Raw genomic sequence first — 24353 nt, 5'->3', positions numbered from 1 at the left:
TTTTTTGATATTTTATTTTTATACAAAAGTAACCAAAGGTTTTTACCTCCGCAACACTGTTTTTCTCTAATGTCGGTAAATTGACACTGTAATTCTTCGTGTGAAGAAAATGCTCAAACAATTTTAAGAGATATTTTATATATTTTAACTCTGTTGCTAATTATTAGTTTTGCTTAACTTTTATTAACCGCAGGTTTATTTGGGTTTAAAAGAAGTTTCATTACTTTGGCACCTAAAGGAGTGTTCAGAAATATGAAAAAATATACAGGCATAAAAATATTGTTTTTGGTTTTGCTGATTTTTTCAGGATTCTCAGGCTATTCAACTGAGAATTTTGAAAATGACAGCACGATGCTTTTCCCGTTTTTGAAGAAAGAACTGAATACGGGATTTATTTACCATTTGCAGGAAGAAAGGGAGCAGGAATTAACCGATAATTCAAATTATTTTGAGGATCTGACAACAAATTCGCTGCTTTTCAGGTGGTCGGACCAAAACTGGAAATACCTTGTATTCAGGCAGGAAGACTGGAATTATACATTTGAAGCCGGTCCGTTCCTGGGTAGCGGAACTTTGAGGGATAGCACCACAACCGAATTTATCGATGCCAACCAGGATGTCATCGGTATGCGAACCAAGGCAGCAGCAGGTTATGCCAGCCGGTTTTACTACGATTTTAAAAACTACACCATTGTAAAGGTAAATGCCTGGGGGCAATTTGATTTGTATCGCCGTACTACCGAAGGAGTGAGAACAGACTCGAACCAGGTGGTAGCGCCATATTCCGAAGATTCCAGTCAGTCGAAGCTCAGGTATGGATTTGAAGCCGCTGCAGGCTGGGGCCGGGGGCGACTGAATCCGATGAACCATTTTATGGTGGCTGAGTACTTGCTGAACAAAAATTACGCACGCAGAAATTTTTCGGATGAAGAAATTACCCGGCTTGCCGTTGAAATCGGAAGAACCAAACACAGCCGGAATGCCCGTTCGGGGCACGACGCAGAAAAAGAGGCGGAACAGCTGAAATCGTTCATTAACCGGCAAATGCTGCTGGAAGAACCGGAAAGCATTCCTTCTGACTGGGAAATGGGAGAGTTCATGCCACGAATGAACGGGACACGGGTGGAGGTAGGTCCGTTTTTTAATTACTATAACCACGAGCCCGATTTTATTTTTGGGGGTTACCTCAAAATCGAACATGAAAAGTACTGCAACCTGAATTGGAACCGCTTAGTAAGAGCTAACCTGAGCTACAACAGCTACAAAAAGCAGGACTGGATGTTACTGGAAACAGAACTGGGCTGGAGTTTTTATCCTGATTTGAAGACCCGTTATGATTTTGGACTGAAATATATACCGGGCGTAGTTGTGAATGACATTGACGATTTTGGCACTGTGCGCCACAATTTCATTCCTTACGTGAATTACTACTCGCAGCTAAGTTCCAAATACCGGATGGATCTGGCTTTTTCATGGCGAATTACTGAAAACGATACATTTGTGTTGCCTGGGCCGGAAGTGTCGGTTTCGTTCTATCGCTCTAAATATTAAAATCCTTAGTGAATCCTTCGTGTTTTTGTGTCTTACTGGCTATTTCTTATTCACCACAAAATATTAAAGGCTCAAAGAATTCATAAAGATGTATTTTCTGTCATCTTCTCATTATGCCTAATAAAATTAGGTGAACACTCGAAATGACATTTAGAACCTACTTTATTAGAGGATTCAAGTTTCAGCAATCACTGTTTCCGCAAAACTTTTCAAATCATCGAGGTTATTTTCCACGATGTTAACAACAATATCCAGATTAATGGAACCATAATCATGCACAGCAAGATTGCGAAACCCTGCCATTGCCTGCATTTTGCTGCTTAATTCCGGTGTTATTATTTTGTTCTTTTCAAGTTTAATAAATGTATCCCTGTTGCTTTGGGGAAGTCCTAATTTGTTAAGCTTAATTATTCGATTTCCTATGTCAATGGCGGTCTGGCAAGCCCTTTCAATATTTAGAATGACGGAATCCTGCCGGGTAAAATTCTCGCTGAAATCATCCTGGTAATCTTCCCTGATTCTTTTGATGCATCGGTTAATCGTCGTTTGCTTATTTATCAGAATTTCGTCCATATTTTTCTTTAAAGTCATTCAAAATATCTTTTCTTGTTTCGTTCAAATCGGCGTACATCGAGTAAGTTGTCACCTCAAAATTGTCACATTCATACTCATTTCCCGTGTAAATACGCGTTCCGTTTTCTACAACTTCGGCGCGCAACACAACCGATGCATCTTTTAAATCAACCAGGTCGATATCAATATCGAGCAGCGAAGCCAGCTCTTCCTGAATTTTCCACTTTTCCACCGCAGAAAATTTTTCCCATGTCAAAAAAGCAATGTCGATGTCACTTTCCGGAGTCAGCCTGTTGTCGGCAAAACTTCCGAAAGTGTATATCCCCAGCAAATTTGGAATTTTCACTTTCAGAAATTCTGCAATTTTCTTTTCTGTTTGCTTTTTATTCACGCTGTACTGTTTTCAGTAAAAATAGCAAGAAATAGTGGTTTACACCCGCAGGAGTATTTTTTTCTTGTACATGTAATAAAGCACCAGCCAGATAATTAAAAGGCTGCCGGGCAGAATTACAAGATGGCTGTTATCACCCAGCGGTTGAGCCAGCCAACCGAAGAAAAATTCCGAAATTCGTTGTACGTTTATAATCCGGGTAAACAGGTACACAAAAATTGAATTCATCCCGATTACTCGGAAATAGAAAAACACCTTGTGAATTCCCCAGTGGTCAACAACCAGGTAAAACAAGGCCATGAGCAGGAAGCTGATACCGCCTGTCAGCAGGTTGAATGTGGAAGTCCAGCAGCTTTTAATGATGGGGTAGAAAGTAGAAAGTCCCAGCGCCAGAATAATTGAACCTGCTCCCCATACTGCCAGGTAACCGGTTTTTTGCCAGTCTGTTGTGTCTTTTCGGCGCAGAATATTTCCCGCAATGGTTCCCATCAGTGTAATTCCGGTGGCCGAGAGGCTGCATAAAATTCCTTCGGGATCGAAAGTTCCGCCATACATTCTTCCGGGCAGGAGTAAACTGTCAATATATCCGTTGATGCAACCTTCGGGTGTGAGTACGCCAGCTCCAAATCCGGGAACTGGTATTAACAGCTGAATAATTCCGAATCCGGTCAGGATGCTGACGAGCCAGATTATGCGGCTTCGAAACGATTTAAAATAGATGACGATGAGCGCGGCAAAAAAGTAACCAATGCCAATCTGCCCTAGCACACTGGCAATGCGGCCGTCGCTGAAACCGCTGCGGAACGTGCCGTTATATAAAATTCCAAGCAGGATAAGGATAACCAACCTTTTTAAAGCCTTCAAAAAAAGTTTTCGCTTCGGAACATTCTTTTCCAGTTTCGATTTTACCGAGAAGGGGATGGCAACTCCCGCAATAAACATAAACAACGGGAAAATTAAATCTTCGAAGTGAAACCCCGCCCATTTTACATGGTGCATTTGCGTTTCGAGCCACCCGGCACCGGTAAGTTGCGAGATTGCAATGGCAAGCGCTCCGCCGCCGGTAATCCAGAACATATCGAAACCACGAAGTACATCGAGCGAATAAAGGCGTTTTTGGGGTTCGGTCCGCAATGATTTAGTACTCATTTTTGTTGATTTTTATAGGAGTTCGAATTTAACAATCTTTTTTTAAAATGTAAATTTATTATTCATTCTGCCTTTTTGTCACCGGAATTGACAAGCTGAAAACCGATTTCAGGCCATTTTGTGTCAGATTTTCGTTAAAACCACCATCTTTTCAGGTGGCACAATGATTGAATAGTATCCATCGAAATTTTAGAAATGAATCATTAAAAAAATATACTAATGGGAAAAATAATTGGAATAGACTTAGGAACTACCAACTCATGCGTAGCGGTAATGGAAGGTAATGAGCCTGTTGTAATACCCAACAGCGAAGGGAAACGTACCACACCTTCGATTGTTGCATTTGTTGAAAACGGGGAACGTAAAATTGGTGACCCCGCAAAACGTCAGGCTATTACCAATCCCGAGAAGACCGTTTCTTCAATCAAACGCTTCATGGGAGAAACCTACGACAGAGTAGCAAAAGAAGTAAACCGGGTTCCTTACAAAGTAATTAAGGGAGATAATAATACGCCAAGGGTCCAGATTGATGACCGTAACTACTCACCGCAGGAAATTTCGGCAATGGTGCTTCAAAAAATGAAGAAAACTGCCGAAGATTACCTGGGACAGGAAGTGAGTGAAGCCGTAATTACTGTGCCTGCCTATTTTAGCGACTCACAACGTCAGGCAACTAAAGAAGCAGGCGAAATTGCAGGCCTTACAGTTAAACGTATCATCAACGAACCAACTGCCGCATCACTTGCTTACGGTTTGGATAAGCAAGACAAAGACATGAAAATTGCCGTTTTCGACCTTGGGGGAGGTACTTTCGATATTTCCATTCTCGAGTTGGGCGACGGCGTTTTCGAAGTAAAATCGACCGACGGTGACACGCACCTTGGGGGTGACGATTTTGACCAGGTGATTATTGACTGGCTGGCCGAAGAGTTTAAAAAAGACGAAGGTGTTGACCTGAAACGCGACCCGATGGCACTGCAACGCTTGAAAGAAGCTGCCGAAAAAGCTAAAATTGAGCTGTCGAGTTCAACATCTACCGAAATTAACCTGCCATACATTATGCCGGTTGACGGTGTGCCAAAACACCTCGTGAAAACGTTATCACGCTCTAAATTCGAACAACTTTCTGATTCGTTGGTAAACGCAACCATCGAACCATGCCGCAAGGCACTGAAAGGTGCAGGGATTTCTGCCAGCGAAATTGACGAGGTTATCCTGGTAGGCGGTTCAACCCGTATTCCGGCAGTGCAGGAAAAAGTAAAAAATTTCTTCGGTAAAAATCCGTCGAAAGGAGTGAATCCTGACGAAGTGGTTGCCATTGGTGCAGCTATCCAGGGCGGTGTTTTAACCGGTGAAGTAAAAGATGTACTGCTGCTGGATGTTACCCCGCTTTCACTGGGTATTGAAACCATGGGTGGAGTAATGACCAAATTAATTGAGGCCAATACTACCATCCCAACGAAAAAGTCGGAAACATTTACAACTGCCGCTGATAATCAGCCTTCAGTTGAAATTCACGTGTTGCAGGGCGAACGCCCAATGGCATCGGGTAATAAAACAATCGGACGGTTCCACCTCGATGGAATTCCACCCGCCCCGCGCGGAGTACCGCAAATTGAAGTGTCGTTCGATATCGATGCCAACGGTATTTTGCATGTTCACGCTAAAGACAAGGCAACAGGCAAATCGCAATCAATCCGTATCGAAGCATCTTCCGGCTTATCGGAAGACGAAATTAAACGGATGAAAGAAGAAGCTGAAGCCAATGCCGAAGCCGACAAACAGGCCAAAGAAAAAGTGGATAAAATGAACCAGGCCGACAGTTTGATTTTCCAGACTGAAAAACAGCTGAAAGATTACGGCGACAAAATTCCGGCTGATAAGAAAAAACCAATTGAAGATGCACTGGCCAAGCTGAAAGAAGCGCATAAAAACCAAGATATAGCAGCCATCGATTCGTCGATGGAAGAACTGAACAAAGTATTCTCCGCTGCTTCACAGGAGATGTACAATGCACAGCAACAAGCCCAGGGTGGCCAGCAGGCAGGTCCGCAGGGCGGCCAGTCAGGATCACAGGATGGTCAGCAAGGCGGTCAGTCAGGTGGCAACGATAAAGACGACGGAGAAGTTACTGACGTTGACTTTGAGGAAGTCAAATAGGGTACGATTATTAAAGATAATCAATAATTAGCAAAACGCAGTAAGTCAAAAACTTACTGCGTTTTTGTTTGATATGATGTTTTTAATATCTTATTTTTCATTTATTTTTGTCGTAGTATAGTACCAAAACTAAAATATGTTTTAGTCCATAATTTTACTCACAGCTTTTTGAATATTCTGAATAATATCGTTTGATACGCCGTACTCCTTTGCTATTGTTGGCCACTGGTTAATAGCATCCTGAACTTCTTCGATAATAATTCCAGCGTTTTTTAAGCCAAAATGATCGGCCAGTTTCATTAGCTGTTTTCGTCCGGGATCCTGACTTTCCCCGGCTATCATGGTACTGTGAAATCCGTATGCGGAATTTGAAAATGTCAGGTCGTAAGCCGGGGCAAACTGCCATTCCCCTTTTCCGTTCATTAGAAAAGAGAAGTTTTTACTATGGTCGTCGCGGTTATGTGAGTAAACATTGAATGCTGCCAGTCTGAAAATTTTCTCGTAGGCTTTTACATGCCTTTCCAGCCGGAATGCACAATCCATTAAATGTCCGTAATCCATGGTACTCATTCTGAAATTATCATGCATAAGTCCGGAGGCGGTATGCGTGTGCAGACGCTTACTCCCTTCCCGATCAAATCGCTTTGTTCCAAAATATACCTTTCCCGAATTTCCGGTAAATAACCTGCATTCACTCATTTGTATGCCTGCTTGCAATGCCATTTTGTGGTACGCGAATTCGATATTGGCAATTTCCGGATTGTCTGAGGACGATGGAAACTTTATAATCCAGTCATCATATCCTTCAGGGAGGTTTTTCAGGCCACTTATCATATCTCCGGTATTAGGATTATAGCCAACAAAAATCTTAGGGCGGGCACCTCCGGACGATCCTCCAAGAATAAATAATTCTTCAATAATGTCAGAACTTGTTCCCTGAAGTATCTGTTTCACCTCTTTTGCAATTAAATCCAACTCAGGAATTGTACCTGCATCTTTTCTCGGTTCAATCTCAGGCTGGTAAATAAGAGCCCCCATACCTGTTGATCCAACAAAGGCTAATCTGTCTAAAGGTGTAATTCCGGCAATGTCGATTCCTTTTGAAGCTAATGAACGATCCAGCAACAAACGTCCCCATCCATCGGGTAAAGAGTCATTGAATACACCAAATAATCCTTCAAACGGTTCTCTTTCAGTACTCACAATTTCACTGGTAAACGGTAATTTAATAGGGGACAGGCTGAATCCATTTTTCAGGTAGTCCGCATCATATCTAAAATAAATTCTACCATTGGATAGTACCAGCTCGCCTACTTCAAATCTACTTCCTTCAAGCAACAGATATACTGTTATTCTTTTTGTTCCTATCATAGGATTTTAAATTATTTTGTAAAAAGCTCTTCAATATCTTCCCTGTTTTCATCAATGGCAAGAATACTATCGATTTCATTTAATCGTCCAAGAAGGTGCATTAATTTAAGCAGTGATTCCAAAGATATTTTTCCGGTATTTTCGAAACGTTTTAAGCTACCCAGTGAAACACCAGACCTTTCTGCCATCTCTTGCTGTGAGATTTTTGATTTCTTTCGTAGAATTCGAAACCTGTTTGCTAACTTTTTACTTACCTCGTTAGGTGTTGGTTCTAATGAATACATATTTTGGATAAAATGTTTGCTAAAAATACAAAAAATAATCAATATTGTCTAATATATTATCTGAATTTATTCGATAGCTATGGTTTTCACTGGTTTTCTATCCAGTGCCCCGGCCTATTTCCTTAACCGGCTCCAATGCGCTCTGACCCCGTTCGCCTGCTCACGGAGAACAGTCGCTTTTTACTCCGTTACAGAGAACAACGCCTACAGGCACCACACGACAAAAGCTGCCCTTCCAATTCTTTACAGGTCAGCACTTGCCTGTAACCCGCCCTCGAACAAAGCTTTTTTAGATACTTTTTATTGAATTAAACATACATTTGCTACCTTGCAATTACAAGTTCGCAGATATAATAAAAGATGCATTCCAAATATCTTGAATATATAGTTGTTTATTTGTCTGTTCTGGTAGGATGTGTATTGTTAGGTACATTCGCCAGAATATTTGCAATTAATATTGGAGCAGATGAATTCACCGCCGGAATTGTATTCTGGGCAGTTACATTATTGGGTATAATAATTTATGCTGTTCTTGCGCTTTTAATTGATGGCCTTTATTTAGCAACCGTTCGGTGGTTTTTCCCGAAAAAGAAGCAGTCGAAACTGCCTGAGGAGCAATCGAATAACTCAGAAAAACTTGAACAGGTAAGGGGCGAGTGGCAGCAGTTGAGCGGTAAAACAGAGCAGGATAAAAAAGATATCGCCGTTAAATTCACACAAAGGGAATTTGTTCCATAGATTTTCAAATGAATTTTTTATATCCGAATGTTCGTATCCACAATCCAGTCAGTAGGCTGTTTTTTCATCCGCTGCGGAATGTTTTTCAAAACGGTTTTCTGCAGCACTTTTATCCGTCGCTCACTTGCATAATTTTTCAGCGTAACCACACTGATTTCGCGGGTCGGCTGTTCTGAAAACGCTTTGATTAAATCTTCCTGCTCCACCGAAACATTAATGGTAGCCAACTCCGGAATAAAAGTGATACCGCCCTTATTTTCCACAATCCGGCGCAGCGATTCTATCGAGTTGCTGCGGTAAACCAGATTTCGATTGGCCTGCTCCTGGTAGTTGATTTTACAGATGGAGTTCACTTGGTTTTGGAAGCAGTTTCCCTCTTCGAGATACCAGATTTCTTCCTTATCCAAATCGGTTACTTTGAGGTCATTTTTGTTGCAAAGCGGGTGATTGGGTGAAATGTAGGCATAAAACCGTTCGTAAAAAAGCGGTTTGAAATCGATTCCGATAGCACTTAACGGAGTGGAAAGAATGCCACAATCGAGGTTGCCCATTTTTAATTCATGAATAATTTCTTCTGTTTTGACTTCGCTGATTTCAACCTGTAACTGCGGGTAGTTTTTATTCATATCGTTAATGAACATCGGAACAAGATATGGTGCCAAAGTGGGAATAATTCCGATTTTCAGGTTGCCTGAGATTTGTTCCCCCATATCGGCAGTTACTTTGTTCAGCTCCTGAATTTTCAGTAAAATGTCCACCGCTTTCTGGTAAAAAACCTCGCCTTCCGGTGTTAGCTCAAGTGGGCGTTTTCGGCGGTCGAGCAGCCGGAATCCAAGTTCCTTCTCCAGCTTTGCAATTTGCAAACTTAATGCGGGTTGTGTGATTTGTAATTTTTTTGCTGCAATAGAGAAGCTGCCAAATTGAACCAATGATTTTAAATATTCCAGCTGAGTAATATTAAGCATAAGTAAAATTTATAGTTATATAAAGATAGAAAATATAATTAATAGTATCTTTGAAGTATTGAATAACAAAACAAAAAAAATCAAAAATTATGAGTACAAAAAATCAAAAATTAGTTGACGAATTAAACGACCTGCTGGCTGATTACCAAATTTTTTATCAGAATTTAAGAGGATTGCACTGGAATGTTAAAGGGCCTCAGTTCTTTTCCTTGCATGAAAAATACGAAGAATTGTACAACGAAACAGCCGAAGTTGTTGACGAAATTGCAGAACGTATTTTAATGGTTGACGGACAGCCGCTGCATACGTTTGCCGACTATGTGAAAATTTCTGATTTGAAAGAAGCCGGAACTGTTGCCGATGGTAGCGAAGGCGTAAAGATTGTTCTATACAACAGCCAAACATTGCTGAAAAAATTGTACGAAGTACTTGAAACCGCCGACGGCGACGAAGGAACTTCAGCTTTGCTCAGTGATTTAATTGGAGCCACTGAAAAACGCATCTGGATGCTGAAGTCGTGGCTTAGCTAATGGCAAATAAAAAAATCGAAATCAAAGCCTCGCAGTTTGCTGCGGGGCTTTTTTCATTTGAGCTGGTCTCCTACAGGCCTGTTGAGTTAGTCACTCTCGGTCACCTGCTCAATAAAATGGATGTAAAGCAGAACCTATTCACCACCTTTCCCGCCAGCCGGCACACACCAGGCGAACCTGTTGGGAAAAACCTTATTTAACTCTCCACGAACCTTAGTAGCCCAATGGTTTACCCCCTAAACCAACCCTAATCCCCTTATTTTACCAATTGTTTTAAAAGTGAGCCCGTTGCGAAACGTTGAATGCCCGGTAGCTGCCCGGTTTTTTGCCTTGCCAGCTCCTGGAAATTATCATTAAATGGTTGATTCCCAACAATTATTCTTATTTTTAAATGCTGAAACTAAAAACTGAATTTTTGTATATCGTGAATACACATACATGTATTTTCAGAAAAATAAGAGAAGAAGTATGAAGGTGATTGCACTAAAAAATAAGTGCAAAGGAATGCAATTTCCTAATCTACAAACGCTATTCAACCTTTTGAGTTATGAATAAAAGACTCTTTGCAATTGGCGATATTCACGGATGTTTCGATTCTTTAAAGGAATTGGTACAAAACAAAATCCAACTTCAAAAAAATGACAAACTTATCCTGCTCGGTGACTACATTGACAGAGGTGATAAAAGTAAAGAAGTTGTTGATTTTATAATGAAATTACAGGAGAAGGGATTTGACATCATTCCGCTAATTGGTAACCATGAGGCGATGCTGCTTGATGCTTATGAAAATGAAAAGAATATTTCACTATGGATTCAAAACGGCGGAAATGAAACTTTAAAAAGCTTTGAAATTAGTTCTGCAAAAGATATTGAATCGAAATACATTAAATTCTTTAAAAGTTCGAGATTCTATTACGCATTCGAAAATTATCTTTTTGTACATGCCGGATTTAATGATAATGCGCTTAATCCTTTTACTGATAATTATTCAATGCTTTGGAAATGCAAAGAATCTTACACAAATGCGTTATTGTCAGATAGGATTATTGTTCATGGTCATAATCCTGTAAGTGTTGCTAAATGTAAAGAAAGAGTTCTTTCAAAGCATCGTGTAATTAATATTGATACTGGCTGTGTTTATAAAGATAATGAAGGTTTTGGAAGGCTTACTGCTTATGACTTTAATAATCAAAGAATACTTTTTGTTTGAATTGATATTATAGATATATTTGCAATTCGCGAATCGCGAATCAACGATGGTGATTATGAAAAAGCACAATGGAATGCGTCCACAAGATATTGTTGTTCTATTGAAGATTATTTCAATAGGAGATGATGAGTGGCGAAATATTGATATTGCAAATGCTATTGGGATAAGTCCTTCTGAAGTTTCTGAAGCATTGAACAGATGTAAGATTGCAAAGCTCATTGATAGTAAAAAAAGAAAAGTTAATATCAATTCTTTTACTGAGTTCCTTGTTTACGGGTTAAAATATGTTTTTCCAACTGAGCCGGGAGCTATAGTTAAAGGAATTCCTACTGCCCATTCTGCCTCGCCAATAAAAGAACATATTTCATCGGATGCCGACATTTATGTATGGGCTAATGCTAAAGGCACTCACAGAGGTCAAGCCATTGAGCCATTATACAAAACGCTCCCTCCGATAGTTCAGGAGGATAAATTATTCTATGAACTACTAACTATTGTTGACACCATTCGGGTTGGTCGCGTGAGGGAAATACAAATTGCAATCGACGAATTAAACAAACGCCTGAAAAATGCCTGGTGAAAATATTAAAATGCTTCAAACTGTTGCCAATGGTTTGGGGGAGTTAAAAGATGAAATGGTTTTTGTAGGAGGTGCGGTTGCTGAACTTTATGCCGATAATCCGGCGGCTTCGGAAATCAGACCAACTATTGATGTAGATTGTGTAATTGAAATTAGTTCAAGGCTTCAATTAGCACGATTGGAAGAAAATCTAAGAGCCAGAGGCTTTAAAAACGACACGTCAGAAGGAGCGCTAATTTGCAGATGGATTTACAATGACATCAAAGTCGATGTTATGCCAACTGATTCAGATGTTCTTGGTTTTAGTAACCAGTGGTACGAGGAGGGGATTGAAATTAAAATACAAAAAACGCTCCCCGACGGAACTGAAATTTTTGTTTTTCCACCGGAATATTATTTGGCTGCGAAATTTGAGGCACATAAAGGACGTGGTGGTACTGATTTACGACAAAGTCATGATTTTGAGGATATTATTTATATACTGGACAATTGTTCTAAACTACCCGAAAGCATAACCAATGCAAATGAAAGTGTAAAAACATATTTAAAAGAAGAATGTTCCAATCTGTTGAAAAATGATGGATTAACAGAAGGTATAGAAAGTGCTTTGCCTTATGGTTCAGAAGAGGAAGCTACTGAAATTATAATGGAGCTTATCCAAAACATTGCAGGAGAAAAATATCCAGATGAATTCTCTGACTTAACGTTTTGGCATATAAAAAGTAAACAGTTTTATAACGACAGTAAGATGGAGAATAAAGTAAAAAATCTATAATGAATACTCAATGTTATACCTATTTTATGTCATAAGATGATGTCATACAGGGAATACGTATTTTATTGGCGACTCCTTCCAAAAGCCTATATATCTGACTTGTCAAACCATTGTTACCACTTTCTTCGCATCTGACCGTATTTTTTATAAATCCACCCAAAACACGCTTCCCTCAATTGTACAAACAAAGCAGGAGCCCCGTTTCCGGAACTCCCGCCAATTAAAATGAATAATAAAACGCAAACACAAATTAATTATCCACCACCTCGCGGGCAGCTAAGTATCCGTGTTTTGTTTTTGCCCACAAAAACCTGCGCATCCTGCTGTGCCTCCTGCGCCTGTTCAATTTGAACGACTACCACTGAAAATTCGTTTTTAAATTCGCCTGCTTTTGGAATGGAAGACCACTTTTCGGCATTGGCATCGAGAAATGCAATCACCGCGTCATACATCTCCTTGCGGTTAACTTGTTTTTTGTTCATGGTGGTAAATTTTTAAAAGTTTACGTTTTGGAAGCTGAGTCTCCTGGGGTTTTCAGTTTTTAGTTTGTTTTGAAAAATGGTATTATTACACCGGTTCAAAACTTTAAACTATTTTTGTTCCCACACAAAAGAATGATTTATGCGATTGTTATTTTTTAGCCTGGTTATATGTATCCCGTTTTTGAGCTTTTCGCAAATTAACCAAACCGATGCCAACGGTTTGCGCCAGGGCAAATGGCAAAAAAAATACCTCAACGGCAGATTAATGTACGAGGGCGAATTTAAAGACGGTGAACCGGTAGGGAACTGGACACGTTATCACACCGGCGGACAGGTAAAAGCAAAAATCGAGTACGATGAAAAATCCGACTCGGCATTTGTGCAACTGTTCGATAACCGAGGAAAAAAAATAGCTCAGGGGGCTTATATCGATGAAAAGAAGGAAGGCAAATGGACGTTCTTTTCTGAAAATGTGAAATTTTCGGAAGAGCAATATGTCAACGATAAAAAACACGGGATTTCCCGGAAATTTTACCCCACAGGCGAAGTGATGGAAGAGGCCGAATGGGAAAACGGTCGTCAGGAAGGAAAGTACCAGGTCTTTTTTAAAAATGGCAACCCTTACATGCAATGCAATTTCAGCAACGGAAAACGAAATGGCCTTTGCCTTTCCTATTTCAAAAACGGAAGACTGGAAATGAAGGCACATTATAAAAACAATCTGCGGCACGACGACTGGAAATTTTACAATGATTCCGGCGAATTGCTTTATACCTTAAAATATAACGAAGGCGTTTTGCTGAATCCTGAAGTGCGCGACAGTATTGCCAACCAGGAAATAAAAAACCTGGAACAAGGCAGGCAAAACATTCCTGATCCGGAAAAATTCATGCAGGCCCCCTCCGAATACATGAGGCAAATGCAAAAGGGAAGGTAGTTATTTTTCCGAAGAATAGTTATTTTGCTATTCTGTTGGGGACAAAGCTTTTGCACCGGATTACTCAAATTCTCTTGAATCTATAATTAAAAAGTCGCTGGATTTCATTAATTTGTACTACTTAAGTTAAATCAGGCAAGAAAACTGAATCGTTGGCACCGGCATGAAGAAAGTGAGGATTTTTATATTATTGGCAGTATTGATTTTGACCACCGCAACATCATGGGGCCAAATGTATTTTTGGGTTGGTTTTTCTGACAAAATGAACACGCCTTACTCCACTGCTTTCCCCGAAGAATATTTTTCTGAACGAGCCATCGAACGTCGTGAAAAGCAAAATATCCCAATCGACTCGCTCGATTTACCGGTTGATCCCGGATACATTAATCAGGTTTTGCAACTCGGTGCTGTCTTTATTCATTCATCAAAATGGTTGAACGGAATAACTGTCGCTACAGAGTCTGACGATTTTGAAGAAAAAGTACGGGAACTGTCATTTGTAACAGAGGTGCAGCTCACCAAAAAAGTTTCGCAAATTAAAAGTGGAGTAAATAAATTTGCCGAACCGGTTGTGGCTGAAAACCAACTTGACATCGACACCACTTTTTACGGCGGTTCGGTTTACCAGGTCGGGCAGTTGAACGGGCAGTTTCTGCATAACCAGGATTTCAGGGGGCAGAAAATGCAAATTGCCGTGCTCGATGCCGGATTTTATAAAGCCAACCAGTATTCAGCTTTCGACAGTTTGTGGGCCAACAACCAGATTTTGGGAACCCGTGATTTTGTGTCAAGAGACAGTAATTTCAATATTTTCGAAATGCATTATCACGGAATGAGCGTGCTTTCCATAATGGGCGGCAATCAACCCGGAGAACTAATTGGAACTGCACCCAAAGCCTCATACTGGCTTTTTCGTACCGAGGATACCTACTCCGAGAATATTATTGAAGAAGACAACTGGGTGGCCGCTGCTGAGTATGCCGACAGCCTGGGCGCTGATATTATCAATTCGTCGCTGGGGTATTCCCTTTTTAACGATACAACCATGAACCATACCTATGCCGATATGGACGGGAATACCACCCGCGTTACCCGGGGAGCCAATATTGCCGCTTCACGCGGGATGCTTGTGTTTTCCAGCGCCGGGAATGAAGGCAGCGTAAATAATCCGTGGAAATACATTATTGCTCCATCCGATGGCGATAGTGTAATTGGTGTTGGAGCAGCCAACCGCGACGGTGCCCCTGCGCCTTTCACTTCTTATGGCCCTGCATCCGATGGCGATGTAAAACCAAACGTGTCGGCAGTGGGCTGGAATACCACCCTGCAAAAAAGTAACGGAACAATTGGCACCGGCAATGGTACTTCTTATTCTTCGCCGGTTATTGCGGGAGCTGCAGCCTGTTTGTGGCAAGCCAATCCACACGCAACTGCTTTCCAGGTGAAAAGTGCCATTGAGCAGAGTGCCCATCTGTTTCATAATCCCGATTCGTTGCTGGGATTCGGTATCCCGGATATGAAATTGGCTGACCAGATTCTTAAAACTTCTGTTATCGAGCAACTTGAAACTCTTGGCGACTGGCTGGTTTATCCCAACCCGATGACTGATTACCTTGTTTTACAAAAAAAATCGAAAAGTGTTTTTTCCGAACTAAAAATTTCCTTCTATACCACTGACGGCCGCCTGGTTTACAAAGTGGATAAACCGGAAGCGTCCAAAATTATGATGAATGACCTTCATTTTTTGCCCTCAGGTATGTTACTTTTGCAGGTAGTTTCAGAAGAATCTGCTGAAACCGTGAAAATTTATAAAAGTCCGTAACCCGATGGAGCAAAAGTTAACACTTTTCGAGTTAAACAAATGGATTAAGAATGCACTTAGCGAAGCCATTCCCGGTACCGTGTGGGTGGTGGCCGAAATCAGTGAATTGAAGGAAAACCGTAGCGGGCATTGCTACCTCGAGTTGGTTGAAAAAGAGGAGAATGACATTATTGCACGGGCGCGGGCTACTATCTGGTCGTACACCTACCGGATGCTCAAACCTTATTTTGAAACCACTACCGGGCAATTGTTTACGCGCGGGCTGAAAATTTTGGTTCAGGTTTCGGTAGAATATCATCCTGCTTACGGATTGAGCCTGAATGTTAAAGATATTGACCCGGCTTACACCGTGGGCGATTTGGCCCTGCAGCGGAAAGAAATCATGGGACGGTTGCAGCGCGAAGGAGTTTTTGGCATGAACAAAGAGTTGGAGTTGCCTTTGGTTCCGCAAAATATAGCCGTGATTTCTTCCAAAACCGCGGCCGGTTACCAGGATTTTATGAATCAACTGGAAAATAATCCTGCTGGTTTCCGTTTTTATGCGCACATTTTTGAGGCAACAATGCAGGGAACAGGGGCTGTTCCTTCAATTATAAATGCACTGGAACGGATTTTTCAGTACGAAGATTTTTTCGATGCCGTGGCAATTATCAGGGGTGGGGGAGCTTCGGCCGATTTAAGTTGTTTTGATAATTACGAACTGGCTTTTAATGTCACCCAGTTTCCGTTACCTGTTATTACCGGCATTGGGCACGAAAAAGATGATACAATTACTGACATGGTGGCACATACCCGCATGAAAACTCCCACCGCCGTGGCTGAATTTTTTATTACAGGTGTTGAACGTTTTTATGACAGGTTGCTTACAATGGAAGAAGAAGTGGTTGACGCAGCCCGCGAAAATGTGCAGGAGAAACACCATCAGCTGGAAAGTTTTGCAGCTGATTTTCACCAGCTGGTTACGCGGTTTATTAATGAAAAAAAGACTCAGCTCACGGCAAAAGGAAACAAGTTTCAACAGCAGGTTAGCCGGTTTTCATTCAATAAAAAATATGAACTGAATACAATTCAGTACGATTTGCAATCTGCAGTTACGGCCTGGAACAATAGAAAAAAGAATGGCCTTGAACGAAACCGGCAGTTACTAAAAACGCTGGCAGGCGAAGTGTTTTTCAAAGAGCAGACAGAAAACAGCAGATTGGTCGGGCGGTTAAAGTCGGTCACCCGGAACCTGCTTTCGAAGGAATCGGAACGGGTTCATTTGAACGAAAATGCAGTGCGGTTGCTGAATCCTGAAAATGTGTTGAAACGGGGTTTCACGCTAACCATGAAAAATGACCGGGTAGTTAAATCGGTGAAACAACTTGCGGTTGACGATGAAGTGGAAACCCGTTTTGCTGATGGAAAAGTTAAAAGTAAAATCACAAAAAAAGAATAAAATGGCAACGAAAAAAGTATCTTACAACGAGGCAATTCTGGAGATTGAAGATATTCTCGGGAAAATTGAAAATGAAGAGCTGGATGTGGACGAGCTGGCCGAAAAAGTGAAGAGGGTTTCCACACTGCTGAAAATATGTAAAGACAAGTTGCTGAAAACCAACGAACAGGTTGAGCAGATTTTAAAAGAAATGGAAGAATAAATTTTAAGCTATGTACACAAAAGAACAAGTAGCCAAAACAATTGATCATGCGGTATTAAAACCGGAATTTACCGAAGTAGATTTACAAAAACATGCCAGCATGTGCAAAGAGAACGGCGTTTTCAGCATGTGTGTGAAACCCTGCGATATTTCAGCTGCCAAAGAGCTGCTGAAAGATTCAGGAGTGAAAGTGTCGTGCGTGTTGAGTTTTCCGCACGGGGCTGACACCACTCCTGTAAAAGCATTTCAGGCCAAACAGGCCATTGAAGATGGTGTGGATGAAATCGATATGGTGATGAATATCGGGCGTTTCCTGGGCGATGATTATCATTACGTGGTAGAAGATATCAAAGCTGTGGTTGAGGTGGCCCACAAACACGATGTGCCTGTAAAAGTGATTCAGGAAAGCGGATTTCTTTCACCCGAACAAATTGCCAAAGCGTGCGAATTGTCTTTTATGGCAGGTGCCGATTTTGTAAAAACCTCCACCGGGTTTGGTCCCGGGGGCGCAAAGCCGGAGTACATCGATGTGATGGTAAAAACCGTTGGCGATAAAATGAAAATAAAAGCCTCGGGTGGAATTCACACCTGGAGCGAAGCTGTAGCTTTTCTCGAACAGGGTGCCGACAGGCTCGGGATTGGCTCCACCGAAGCCGTTTTGAACGGCGCAAAAGCCACCGGTGATTATTAATTTTTTTTCACAAAAAAAAGGCATATTTGTAGTTCTTGAAGAAAAAAGAACCAGGATGTATTTTCTAAACGGAGACCGAATCTATATAAAACCCGATAATACCACTGAATCGCTGCACAACCAATTATTGAGCTGTGTTGGCCAGTTGAACCAGATTAATTCGGGAAAGAAAGTTTTTAAGGTTAATTTTTTTGCCGATACGTCCAATAACAATTCTTATAGCAATTTGCAGGAGAAAGCGCACGAACTGATTTCCGAACGGTTTACAACGCCCGTGGTAGTAAATATTATTGCCCAGCCGCCATTAACCTGTAAAATTCTGGCCGAGGTTTTTTATTTCGATGCCACACTTTGGAATTCGAAATATATTCAAAAAGGAAATGGAGCTGCCATGCTTTTTGAACGCGAAGGAACCGAAATTTTAATCGGGAATGTGCAGGCCAATAAAAGCAAAAGCTGCCATGAAAATGCAGCCAACACTTTCGAAGGTTTTGGCGGGTTGCTCGGGTATGCCGGTTTTCCGGTAAACTCCATAATTCGCCAGTGGAACTACCTGGAGGATATTTTGGGTTTTGATGACGACAAGCAACGTTACCAGGAGTTTAACAATGTCCGTTCTGATTTTTATGCCCATCATTTTAAAGAAACAGGCTATCCGGCAGCCACCGGAATTGGCATGAACCGGGGCGGCGTGCTGATTGAATTTGTGGCCCTGAAGTCGGAATCTGCACATACGATGCCACTTGACAATCCTGGCCAGGTTGCCGCACATGTTTATAGCGATAAAGTTTTGATTGGGGGAAAGTTTGCCGTTAAAACCACACCCAAATTTGAGCGGGCACGTTATCTCGGGGTTTTTGGGAAGAAAATGATTTTTATTTCCGGAACTGCCTCCATACGCGGGGAAGAAACAATAGGTTTGGGTGATGCGGCGAAACAGGCCGAAGTCACCATAGAAAATATCCGGCGTTTGTATTCTGATGAGGTTTTATCACAAATTCCGGACAACGGAATTCGTCCCCAATACGGTCATACTCGTGTTTATGTAAAACACCGCAAGGATTTTAAATCCATAAAAAATACTGTGGAACGTTACTTTGGAAATTTGTCGGCAGTGTTTATTCTGGCAGATATTTGCCGCGATGATTTGCTGGTGGAGATTGAAGGGAAAGTGGTGCTGGAATAAATAATAAATTCGTGGCACGACTTTGAGTTCGTGCCACGAATACTCGAATACCCCACCATTGATATCGCTCCAGGCGACACCGATGGTGAAGAAGGGTTTTATATTAAAAACTAAAATCCACCCCGACCATGAAGTGCCTGCCGGCCTGCGGGAAATAGCCATCCATTTCATAACGCTCGCCGCCAAAAATGTAGGAATACACCCAGGCATTGCTTTCATACATTTCGTTCAGTAAATTATTCACCATCAGGTGGAGTTTTATTTCATCAAATACGCTTCCGCTGAAAGAATAATCTACTTTAAAATTGTTGACAAAATACGGATCAATGCTGCGTTTGTCGCTCGATGTATTGTCGATGAACTGTTTTCCCACATAAGATGAAATCAGCGACAGCGAAAAGTTGTTGGCCGGTTTGTAGCTCAACCTGCTGTTGGCAACCGTATTTGGCGAAAAAGCAATGTCGGTTGTTCCCAGCTCAAATGCTTCCTGTCCGCCGGTGTCCCAGTTGTCAACATATTCAGTAAAATCTTTTATTTTGCTTTGGCTGAACGTTACATTTCCCTGCCATTCAAAGTTTTTGGTGATAATTATTCCGGCCTGAAGTTCAATCCCGGCACGATAACTTTTATCCACATTTGCCATAATCGGATTTCCCACATCGTTAATTTCTCCGGTGAGCACCAACTGGTTTTTATAATTCATGTAGTAAATATTTACATCGCCCGAGAATACGGTAGAATTATATTTGTAACCCAGTTCCCAGTCGTGGAGCGTTTCATGAACCGGCTGACTGCCTTCCGGATCGGCATCAATATAGGCCGTGCGGTTGGGTTCGCGGTTGGCCGTTGCAAATGAAATATATAAATCGTGGTTTTGGGCAGGTTCATAAAACACCCCCAGCTTAGGATTGAAAAAATTGAACTCATGCACCTGCGAAATATCGCGTAAATCGTCGTCGATTCCATCAATGCTGTAATCGATTCTCCGGTACTGCAAATCGGCAAACAGGTTCAGCCGTTCAGCAACCTGGTAATTGTATTTCCCGAAAATATTGAAATCTTTTTTCAGGCCATTGTTCCGGTACCATTCATGGTTAAACCCGGCTTCACCAACAAACTGTGCCCAGATGACATTCCCGTAATGGTCGCCGTCGTAGGTATTCCAACCTCCGCCCAGTGTAAAATCGCTTCGGGTTTTATTGTAATTCAGCGAAAATGTGAACCCGTAAAAATGATTGTCGAGCCATTTGCGGTTGACCAAATCAGTGGTTTCAATGGTTTCTTCCCCGATGTTTATAACCGGAATCTGGTAATCAACAAGGTCTTCTCCGGGTTTAAAGTTTTCGTAATACCCTTTTCCCCTGATATAAAAACCGGAAGTATTAAGGTTGATTGATGGGCTTATTTTATGCGAAAAATGAAGCTGGTAGTGATCTTGCTGATAACGATCCACTTGGTTTTCAAACGTGTAATAGTTATAGGTTCGACTGTCGGAGTTAATCATTTCCTCCGTTTGCCGGGGTGTGTAGAGCCAGTGTTCTTCGTAGCGCCTCATTCCTTCCACATCGTTATTGAGCCGCACCGATGGAACGCCCCACCACGATTGATAAGTTTCTTCCCATCCCGAAAAAACATTGGCTTTTAAAACCGTTTTTTTAGAATAATATCCACCAGAAACAAAAAATGATTTCAGGTCAGAAGAAGCACGGTCGATAAAGCCGTCGGATGTGACTTTTGACAGGCGGGCATCCAGCGTGAAATGGTCATTTAACAGGCCGGTTCCGGCCGATACCGTGTTTTTGAATGTATTGAACGAACCGGCCGCGGTTTTGTATTCGGCATAAGCATCTTTTTGCAACGTATTGGTCTGCAGGTTGATGGTTGCGCCAAACGCTGCGGCTCCATTGGTGGAAGTGCCCACGCCACGCTGAATTTGCACATTTTCGAGCGAGGAAGCCAGGTCGGGCAAATCCACAAACCAGGTGCCGTGGGATTCAGCATCGTTCAGCGGAATGCCGTTAACCGTTACATTTACACGGTTTAAATCAGAGCCACGAATACGGAAATTGGTGTATCCCACTCCTGCACCGGCATCTGAAGTGGCCACAAACGAAGGTGTTAATTGCAGCAGGTACGGAATGTCCTGCCCCATGTTGCGTGATTCAATTTCATCTTCAGTAATAGTAGTGTAGGCCACCGGGGTTTTGTCTTTGGCGCGTGTGGCAGAAACCAGTACTTCCCCGGTCATTACTGTTTTGGGCCGAAGGTTTATTTCAACCTCTTCATCCATTGGGATTTGCACCGTTACTTCACGCGGTTTGTAGCCAATAAAGGAAGCCCTTAATGTGTACTTGCCTTCTTTTAGGTTTTTAAACTCAAATTGTCCTTCACTCCCGGATGATGTTCCGTAAAAAGAATTAACAATAATGACACTCGCCCCGGATAAAGGTTCTCCGTTTCCGGTTACAACTCCTTTCAGGTTATGTTGCCCCAGTGCGGCAATAACCATCAGCTGCAACAGCAGCCATAAATTAAAACGTCTCATTTTTTTGAAATTTTGGTTAAAAAATCTAACCAATGGAGTGGGCCGGAGCCCTTTTGCCCTCCCTTCGCCGGCATTACCCGGATCAGGTTCAGTGGGTATAATCTCAGCCCTTAATTAAATTAAGGCACCCCCATTGCGTAATATCATTGCAAAGTTAAAAAGGAAATTTGAAAAGGGCAAAGTTGGAGTTAAAAAAGTCATCCAGATACATTTTATATGGTCTGTCTTTCTTTTTCAAGTTACACGTAATCTACTTGTTGTACTGGGGTTAAGTTATTTGTCTAAGAAATTTCGAATTTTACTGGGATTTTGTCGTGTGCCAAATACTGAAATTACTCTAACAATATTATTATCCAATCTGTATATTATTTTATAGTTTTTCTTAACAAGAAATCTATATTCGAATTCATAATCTCCGAGTAGAGGTTCTTTTGGCCCAATTTGAGGATTTGTTTCTAGTTGAATTGTGGTCTGGACTATTGATTTTGTTAGTCTTTGGGCAGTTTCTTCACTTGCCTCATTTTTATAAAAATTGTGAATATTTTTTAATTATCGAAGGGCAAAATCTGACCAAATAATTTTAGCTACCATTTATCAATTTGATTTAATATATCTTTAGCTTCAATTACATTTCCATTATTATGGTCATTTTCTGATTCGTCAATCATTGCATAAAACTCCTCAATTGTCATTGGACTAATTTTATCTAATCTGCTAGTCTCTGTAAATAATAACTTTTCTAATTTGCCAATCGTCTTTTCATCTGACAATCTGAGAAATCTTTGAACAAAGTTTAGTTTTCTTGCAGCTATATCCATCATCAAATTTTTATCAAATATAACGATTTTATCAATCACCCGAATTTTTCGTTGATGAGATTCCCTTGTGCCTAACGGTTCACTTATATGTTGAGCTGTGGTTTGCGTGGCAGTTTCCAGTCCGCATACGTACAAAATTGAAGCGGGCTAAATAGTTGAAATGAAGCACTGAACCCACAGTTAAATATATAAAATGTTATGCGCTTTTATTAACTCATTATCAAGTCTTTCTTTCTTAATCTTAGTTTCGGTTTATTTAATTGATTGATAGTTTGTTTTACTCTCTCTCGTGTTTCGTTTTGCAGGTAAGTAGGAATCAATTTGGCTAAATCAACCCGTAAAACTCTATGGATTATTACTAAATCTTTCATTGAGAATTGAGATACTCCATTAATCAACTCTGACATGTACGATTTTTTATGTCCAAGTAAAACTGCTAAATCAGTTTGATTCATATCATAGCTTTTCAGCTTTTTTCTAATAACCTCTTTTCTTTGTGCTATGAATTTTCGTTCAATTTCAACAAGTTGTTCTGCAGTTTCTGCCTCATCAAATTGCTTGTCAGAAATATTTTCACTATTCGACCAGTTTTTCTCTTCGTAATTCTGAATTAGCTCAAACAATTTATCATGGAGTGGTTTTAAATCAGGGTTTTCTTTAATCATTAACCTTAATTTTCTGTCAAGCAGCAAACCTTTCTGTAAATCATATTCATTATCCAACTGTTGGATATTCTCTATTTCTCTAATGTTAACTAAATCTTTCATATCAAACTGTTTTAAATCCAACCATTATCTTTGAGCCACTTTTTAATCGTTTTTTTGTTGTTTTTAAATGTTTTGTCATAATTCTGATGCGAACTAGTCCAAATAACACGGGCTCTTTTGTTTTCGTCAAATTCTATCAGAATCATTGTACGATGGACATTGAGATTAAAAAAATAGAAACCGTCACTATGAACACAATCAGCATCAGGCCGTGTTTCTTTTAACTCAGTCGGTGAATCCCAAATATTTACTTGAATATCGTCTATTAACTTGTCGATTGCTTTAATCAACTTAGTATTCCCACGGTTTTTCCGCTTTAATCGTTCAAGTAAACTTCTATTAATTAAATTCACATTAAATCATTTTGTACAAAGATACCAAAGTTCCAACTAATCCTGAACTTATTTCGTGAATTATTTCATTTTTACTTTCTATGATACTGCTCTGCCCTAATTGCGCAACCGGGTAGCTTACGCCCCCTAAGAACTGTACGTGCGACTTTCACCGCATACAGCTCAGGCACTTTAAAGGCTGTCCCGGCGAAGGGCAACCCGGCTGTTACTACTATCTTTATTTGAGATAAATGTAGTAATTTGTTTACATTCTTTGGCTAAATCTTCTCTCCTTCTGGTTCTTTGAAAAAAATAATTGTCATATTCTGCAAGAAAAGGGTTGGCCCTGGCTTTCACTTTCACATGATACTGGATAGGAACATACGCGATGCGGTATAAACGATTATGTTCGATACCTTTTAGGTGTAGTTCTCTGGTCGGTAAAATGATTGTCGTGAAAATACCGATGGTATATCCCTGCCTTTGCCGGCAGGCAGGCACCAACGGTTTTTATTCCCGTGCTGGTATTTAGCCCATCGTTTGAGCTGCCAGTAAATGAACGTTCCCAACTTTGCAAATGTGCGTTTTGAGCAAATGCCTTTGTGGTAGTTCGACCAGCCCCTGATGACCGGGTTCAAAATACGGATTAAGGCATGAGCCGGTATGCCACGGTTTTCTCTGAACAGTTTCCTGAGTGAGCTTGTCTTTGAACGATTGAATGGTTTCTTTTGATGGATGTATTAGCAGCTTGCCCTTATATTTTCGGACATTCTGGGACAGGAAGTTGAAACCGTCGTTGATGTGTGAGATTTTGGACTTTCCCGGCGAGAGTTCCAACCCCCGCTCTGCCAAAAAC

General features: G+C 41.0%; 27 protein-coding genes and 1 riboswitch. Of the genes, 14 read left to right on the top strand and 13 right to left on the bottom strand.

Annotation, left to right across the window (positions count from 1 at the left end):
* Positions 1–252: 252 nt before the first annotated feature.
* Positions 253–1551: a hypothetical protein gene (locus tag ACTCNA_RS05155; RefSeq protein WP_462946831.1), complete on the top strand. Its 1299-nt coding sequence runs from the start codon at positions 253–255 to the stop codon at positions 1549–1551.
* 174 nt (positions 1552–1725) lie between these two features.
* On the opposite strand, the gene hepT is transcribed toward ACTCNA_RS05155, so the two are convergent.
* Genes hepT through ACTCNA_RS05140 form a run of 3 tightly spaced genes read right to left on the bottom strand, consistent with a single transcriptional unit; the run spans position 1726 to position 3664 of the window.
* Entirely contained in the window at positions 1726–2142 is a 417-nt protein-coding gene (hepT, locus tag ACTCNA_RS05150; RefSeq protein ID WP_462946830.1) for a type VII toxin-antitoxin system HepT family RNase toxin, read from the bottom strand.
* Positions 2102–2515, bottom strand: coding sequence for a type VII toxin-antitoxin system MntA family adenylyltransferase antitoxin (gene mntA / locus ACTCNA_RS05145; RefSeq protein ID WP_462946829.1), 414 nt, complete (start codon positions 2513–2515; stop codon positions 2102–2104). Before mntA ends, hepT begins: the two co-directional genes overlap by 41 nt.
* Before the next feature lie 39 nt (positions 2516–2554).
* A complete protein-coding gene (locus tag ACTCNA_RS05140; RefSeq protein WP_462946828.1) occupies positions 2555–3664 on the bottom strand; it encodes an acyltransferase family protein in 1110 nt (369 codons plus the stop codon).
* Positions 3665–3883: 219 nt separating this feature from the next.
* Between ACTCNA_RS05140 and dnaK the strand changes: the two genes are divergently transcribed.
* The gene (gene dnaK / locus ACTCNA_RS05135) at positions 3884–5824 is read left to right on the top strand and encodes a molecular chaperone DnaK (protein WP_462946827.1); all 1941 of its coding nucleotides are present in this window, start codon (positions 3884–3886) and stop codon (positions 5822–5824) included.
* Between the two features lie 141 nt (positions 5825–5965).
* Here dnaK and ACTCNA_RS05130 read toward each other — a convergent pair whose 3' ends face one another.
* Positions 5966–7195, bottom strand: a complete 1230-nt coding sequence (locus tag ACTCNA_RS05130) for a type II toxin-antitoxin system HipA family toxin (protein ID WP_462946826.1) — start codon at positions 7193–7195, stop codon at positions 5966–5968.
* A gap of 11 nt (positions 7196–7206) precedes the next feature.
* The gene (locus ACTCNA_RS05125; protein WP_462946825.1) at positions 7207–7479 is read right to left on the bottom strand and encodes a helix-turn-helix domain-containing protein; all 273 of its coding nucleotides are present in this window, start codon (positions 7477–7479) and stop codon (positions 7207–7209) included.
* A gap of 360 nt (positions 7480–7839) precedes the next feature.
* Here ACTCNA_RS05125 and ACTCNA_RS05120 point away from each other — a divergent pair, with 360 nt between their 5' ends.
* Positions 7840–8217: a hypothetical protein gene (locus ACTCNA_RS05120; RefSeq protein WP_462946824.1), complete on the top strand. Its 378-nt coding sequence runs from the start codon at positions 7840–7842 to the stop codon at positions 8215–8217.
* Positions 8218–8234: 17 nt separating this feature from the next.
* Here the strand turns inward: ACTCNA_RS05120 and ACTCNA_RS05115 are convergent, their stop codons facing one another.
* On the bottom strand, positions 8235–9182 hold the full coding sequence (locus ACTCNA_RS05115; protein ID WP_462946823.1) for a hydrogen peroxide-inducible genes activator: 948 nt from the start codon (positions 9180–9182) through the stop codon (positions 8235–8237).
* 89 nt (positions 9183–9271) lie between these two features.
* On the opposite strand from ACTCNA_RS05115, the gene ACTCNA_RS05110 reads away from it, so the two are divergent.
* The 5 genes from ACTCNA_RS05110 (at position 9272) to ACTCNA_RS05090 (ending at position 12277) form a co-directional block, all read left to right on the top strand.
* Positions 9272–9712, top strand: a complete 441-nt coding sequence (locus ACTCNA_RS05110; RefSeq protein WP_462946822.1) for a Dps family protein — start codon at positions 9272–9274, stop codon at positions 9710–9712.
* On the top strand, positions 9712–9912 hold the full coding sequence (locus ACTCNA_RS05105) for a hypothetical protein (RefSeq protein WP_462946821.1): 201 nt from the start codon (positions 9712–9714) through the stop codon (positions 9910–9912). Before ACTCNA_RS05110 ends, ACTCNA_RS05105 begins: the two co-directional genes overlap by 1 nt.
* 347 nt (positions 9913–10259) lie before the next feature.
* Positions 10260–10922 carry a metallophosphoesterase family protein gene (locus ACTCNA_RS05100; protein WP_462946820.1) on the top strand — a complete coding sequence of 221 codons (663 nt, stop codon included), beginning with the start codon at positions 10260–10262 and terminating at the stop codon, positions 10920–10922.
* 55 nt (positions 10923–10977) lie between these two features.
* Positions 10978–11502 carry a hypothetical protein gene (locus ACTCNA_RS05095; protein ID WP_462946819.1) on the top strand — a complete coding sequence of 175 codons (525 nt, stop codon included), beginning with the start codon at positions 10978–10980 and terminating at the stop codon, positions 11500–11502.
* Positions 11492–12277 (top strand): hypothetical protein, encoded by a 786-nt coding sequence (locus tag ACTCNA_RS05090; RefSeq protein ID WP_462946818.1) that lies wholly within the window; start codon positions 11492–11494, stop codon positions 12275–12277. The genes ACTCNA_RS05095 and ACTCNA_RS05090 overlap by 11 nt, the downstream gene beginning before the upstream one ends.
* A 254-nt stretch (positions 12278–12531) precedes the next feature.
* On the opposite strand, the gene ACTCNA_RS05085 is transcribed toward ACTCNA_RS05090, so the two are convergent.
* Positions 12532–12759 carry a hypothetical protein gene (locus ACTCNA_RS05085; protein WP_462946817.1) on the bottom strand — a complete coding sequence of 76 codons (228 nt, stop codon included), beginning with the start codon at positions 12757–12759 and terminating at the stop codon, positions 12532–12534.
* A 139-nt stretch (positions 12760–12898) separates the two neighbouring features.
* Here ACTCNA_RS05085 and ACTCNA_RS05080 point away from each other — a divergent pair, with 139 nt between their 5' ends.
* The 6 genes from ACTCNA_RS05080 (at position 12899) to ACTCNA_RS05055 (ending at position 19035) form a co-directional block, all read left to right on the top strand.
* Complete coding sequence (locus ACTCNA_RS05080; protein WP_462946816.1) at positions 12899–13696, top strand: toxin-antitoxin system YwqK family antitoxin; 798 nt, start codon at positions 12899–12901, stop codon at positions 13694–13696.
* A gap of 262 nt (positions 13697–13958) precedes the next feature.
* Positions 13959–15518, top strand: a complete 1560-nt coding sequence (locus tag ACTCNA_RS05075; RefSeq protein WP_462946815.1) for a S8 family serine peptidase — start codon at positions 13959–13961, stop codon at positions 15516–15518.
* Positions 15519–15522: 4 nt separating this feature from the next.
* A complete protein-coding gene (gene xseA, locus ACTCNA_RS05070) occupies positions 15523–16956 on the top strand; it encodes an exodeoxyribonuclease VII large subunit (RefSeq protein ID WP_462946814.1) in 1434 nt (477 codons plus the stop codon).
* 1 nt (position 16957) lies between these two features.
* Entirely contained in the window at positions 16958–17158 is a 201-nt protein-coding gene (xseB, locus tag ACTCNA_RS05065; protein ID WP_462946813.1) for an exodeoxyribonuclease VII small subunit, read from the top strand.
* Positions 17159–17168: 10 nt separating this feature from the next.
* Complete coding sequence (gene deoC, locus ACTCNA_RS05060) at positions 17169–17849, top strand: deoxyribose-phosphate aldolase (RefSeq protein WP_462946812.1); 681 nt, start codon at positions 17169–17171, stop codon at positions 17847–17849.
* A 55-nt stretch (positions 17850–17904) separates the two neighbouring features.
* On the top strand, positions 17905–19035 hold the full coding sequence (locus ACTCNA_RS05055; RefSeq protein WP_462946811.1) for a chorismate transformation FkbO/Hyg5 family protein: 1131 nt from the start codon (positions 17905–17907) through the stop codon (positions 19033–19035).
* 103 nt (positions 19036–19138) lie between these two features.
* Here ACTCNA_RS05055 and ACTCNA_RS05050 read toward each other — a convergent pair whose 3' ends face one another.
* The 6 genes from ACTCNA_RS05050 to ACTCNA_RS05025 all read right to left on the bottom strand — a co-directional run bounded on the left by ACTCNA_RS05050 (position 19139) and on the right by ACTCNA_RS05025 (position 24138).
* Positions 19139–21580: a TonB-dependent receptor gene (locus ACTCNA_RS05050; protein ID WP_462946810.1), complete on the bottom strand. Its 2442-nt coding sequence runs from the start codon at positions 21578–21580 to the stop codon at positions 19139–19141.
* Between the two features lie 42 nt (positions 21581–21622).
* Positions 21623–21723: riboswitch (TPP riboswitch) on the bottom strand.
* A 130-nt stretch (positions 21724–21853) separates the two neighbouring features.
* Complete coding sequence (locus tag ACTCNA_RS05045) at positions 21854–22120, bottom strand: type II toxin-antitoxin system RelE/ParE family toxin (protein WP_462946860.1); 267 nt, start codon at positions 22118–22120, stop codon at positions 21854–21856.
* A 44-nt stretch (positions 22121–22164) separates the two neighbouring features.
* The gene (locus ACTCNA_RS05040; protein ID WP_462946809.1) at positions 22165–22437 is read right to left on the bottom strand and encodes a hypothetical protein; all 273 of its coding nucleotides are present in this window, start codon (positions 22435–22437) and stop codon (positions 22165–22167) included.
* Between the two features lie 170 nt (positions 22438–22607).
* Positions 22608–23165 carry a helix-turn-helix domain-containing protein gene (locus ACTCNA_RS05035; RefSeq protein ID WP_462946808.1) on the bottom strand — a complete coding sequence of 186 codons (558 nt, stop codon included), beginning with the start codon at positions 23163–23165 and terminating at the stop codon, positions 22608–22610.
* 11 nt (positions 23166–23176) lie between these two features.
* A complete protein-coding gene (locus ACTCNA_RS05030) occupies positions 23177–23518 on the bottom strand; it encodes a type II toxin-antitoxin system HigB family toxin (protein ID WP_462946807.1) in 342 nt (113 codons plus the stop codon).
* 398 nt (positions 23519–23916) lie between these two features.
* Entirely contained in the window at positions 23917–24138 is a 222-nt protein-coding gene (locus ACTCNA_RS05025) for a group II intron maturase-specific domain-containing protein (RefSeq protein ID WP_462946859.1), read from the bottom strand.
* Between the last annotated feature and the right edge of the window lie 215 nt (positions 24139–24353).

Source organism: Tangfeifania sp., from assembly GCF_055108615.1.
Note: the sequence above shows the minus strand (reverse complement) of the source record. Positions and strands in the feature narration are given on the sequence as shown.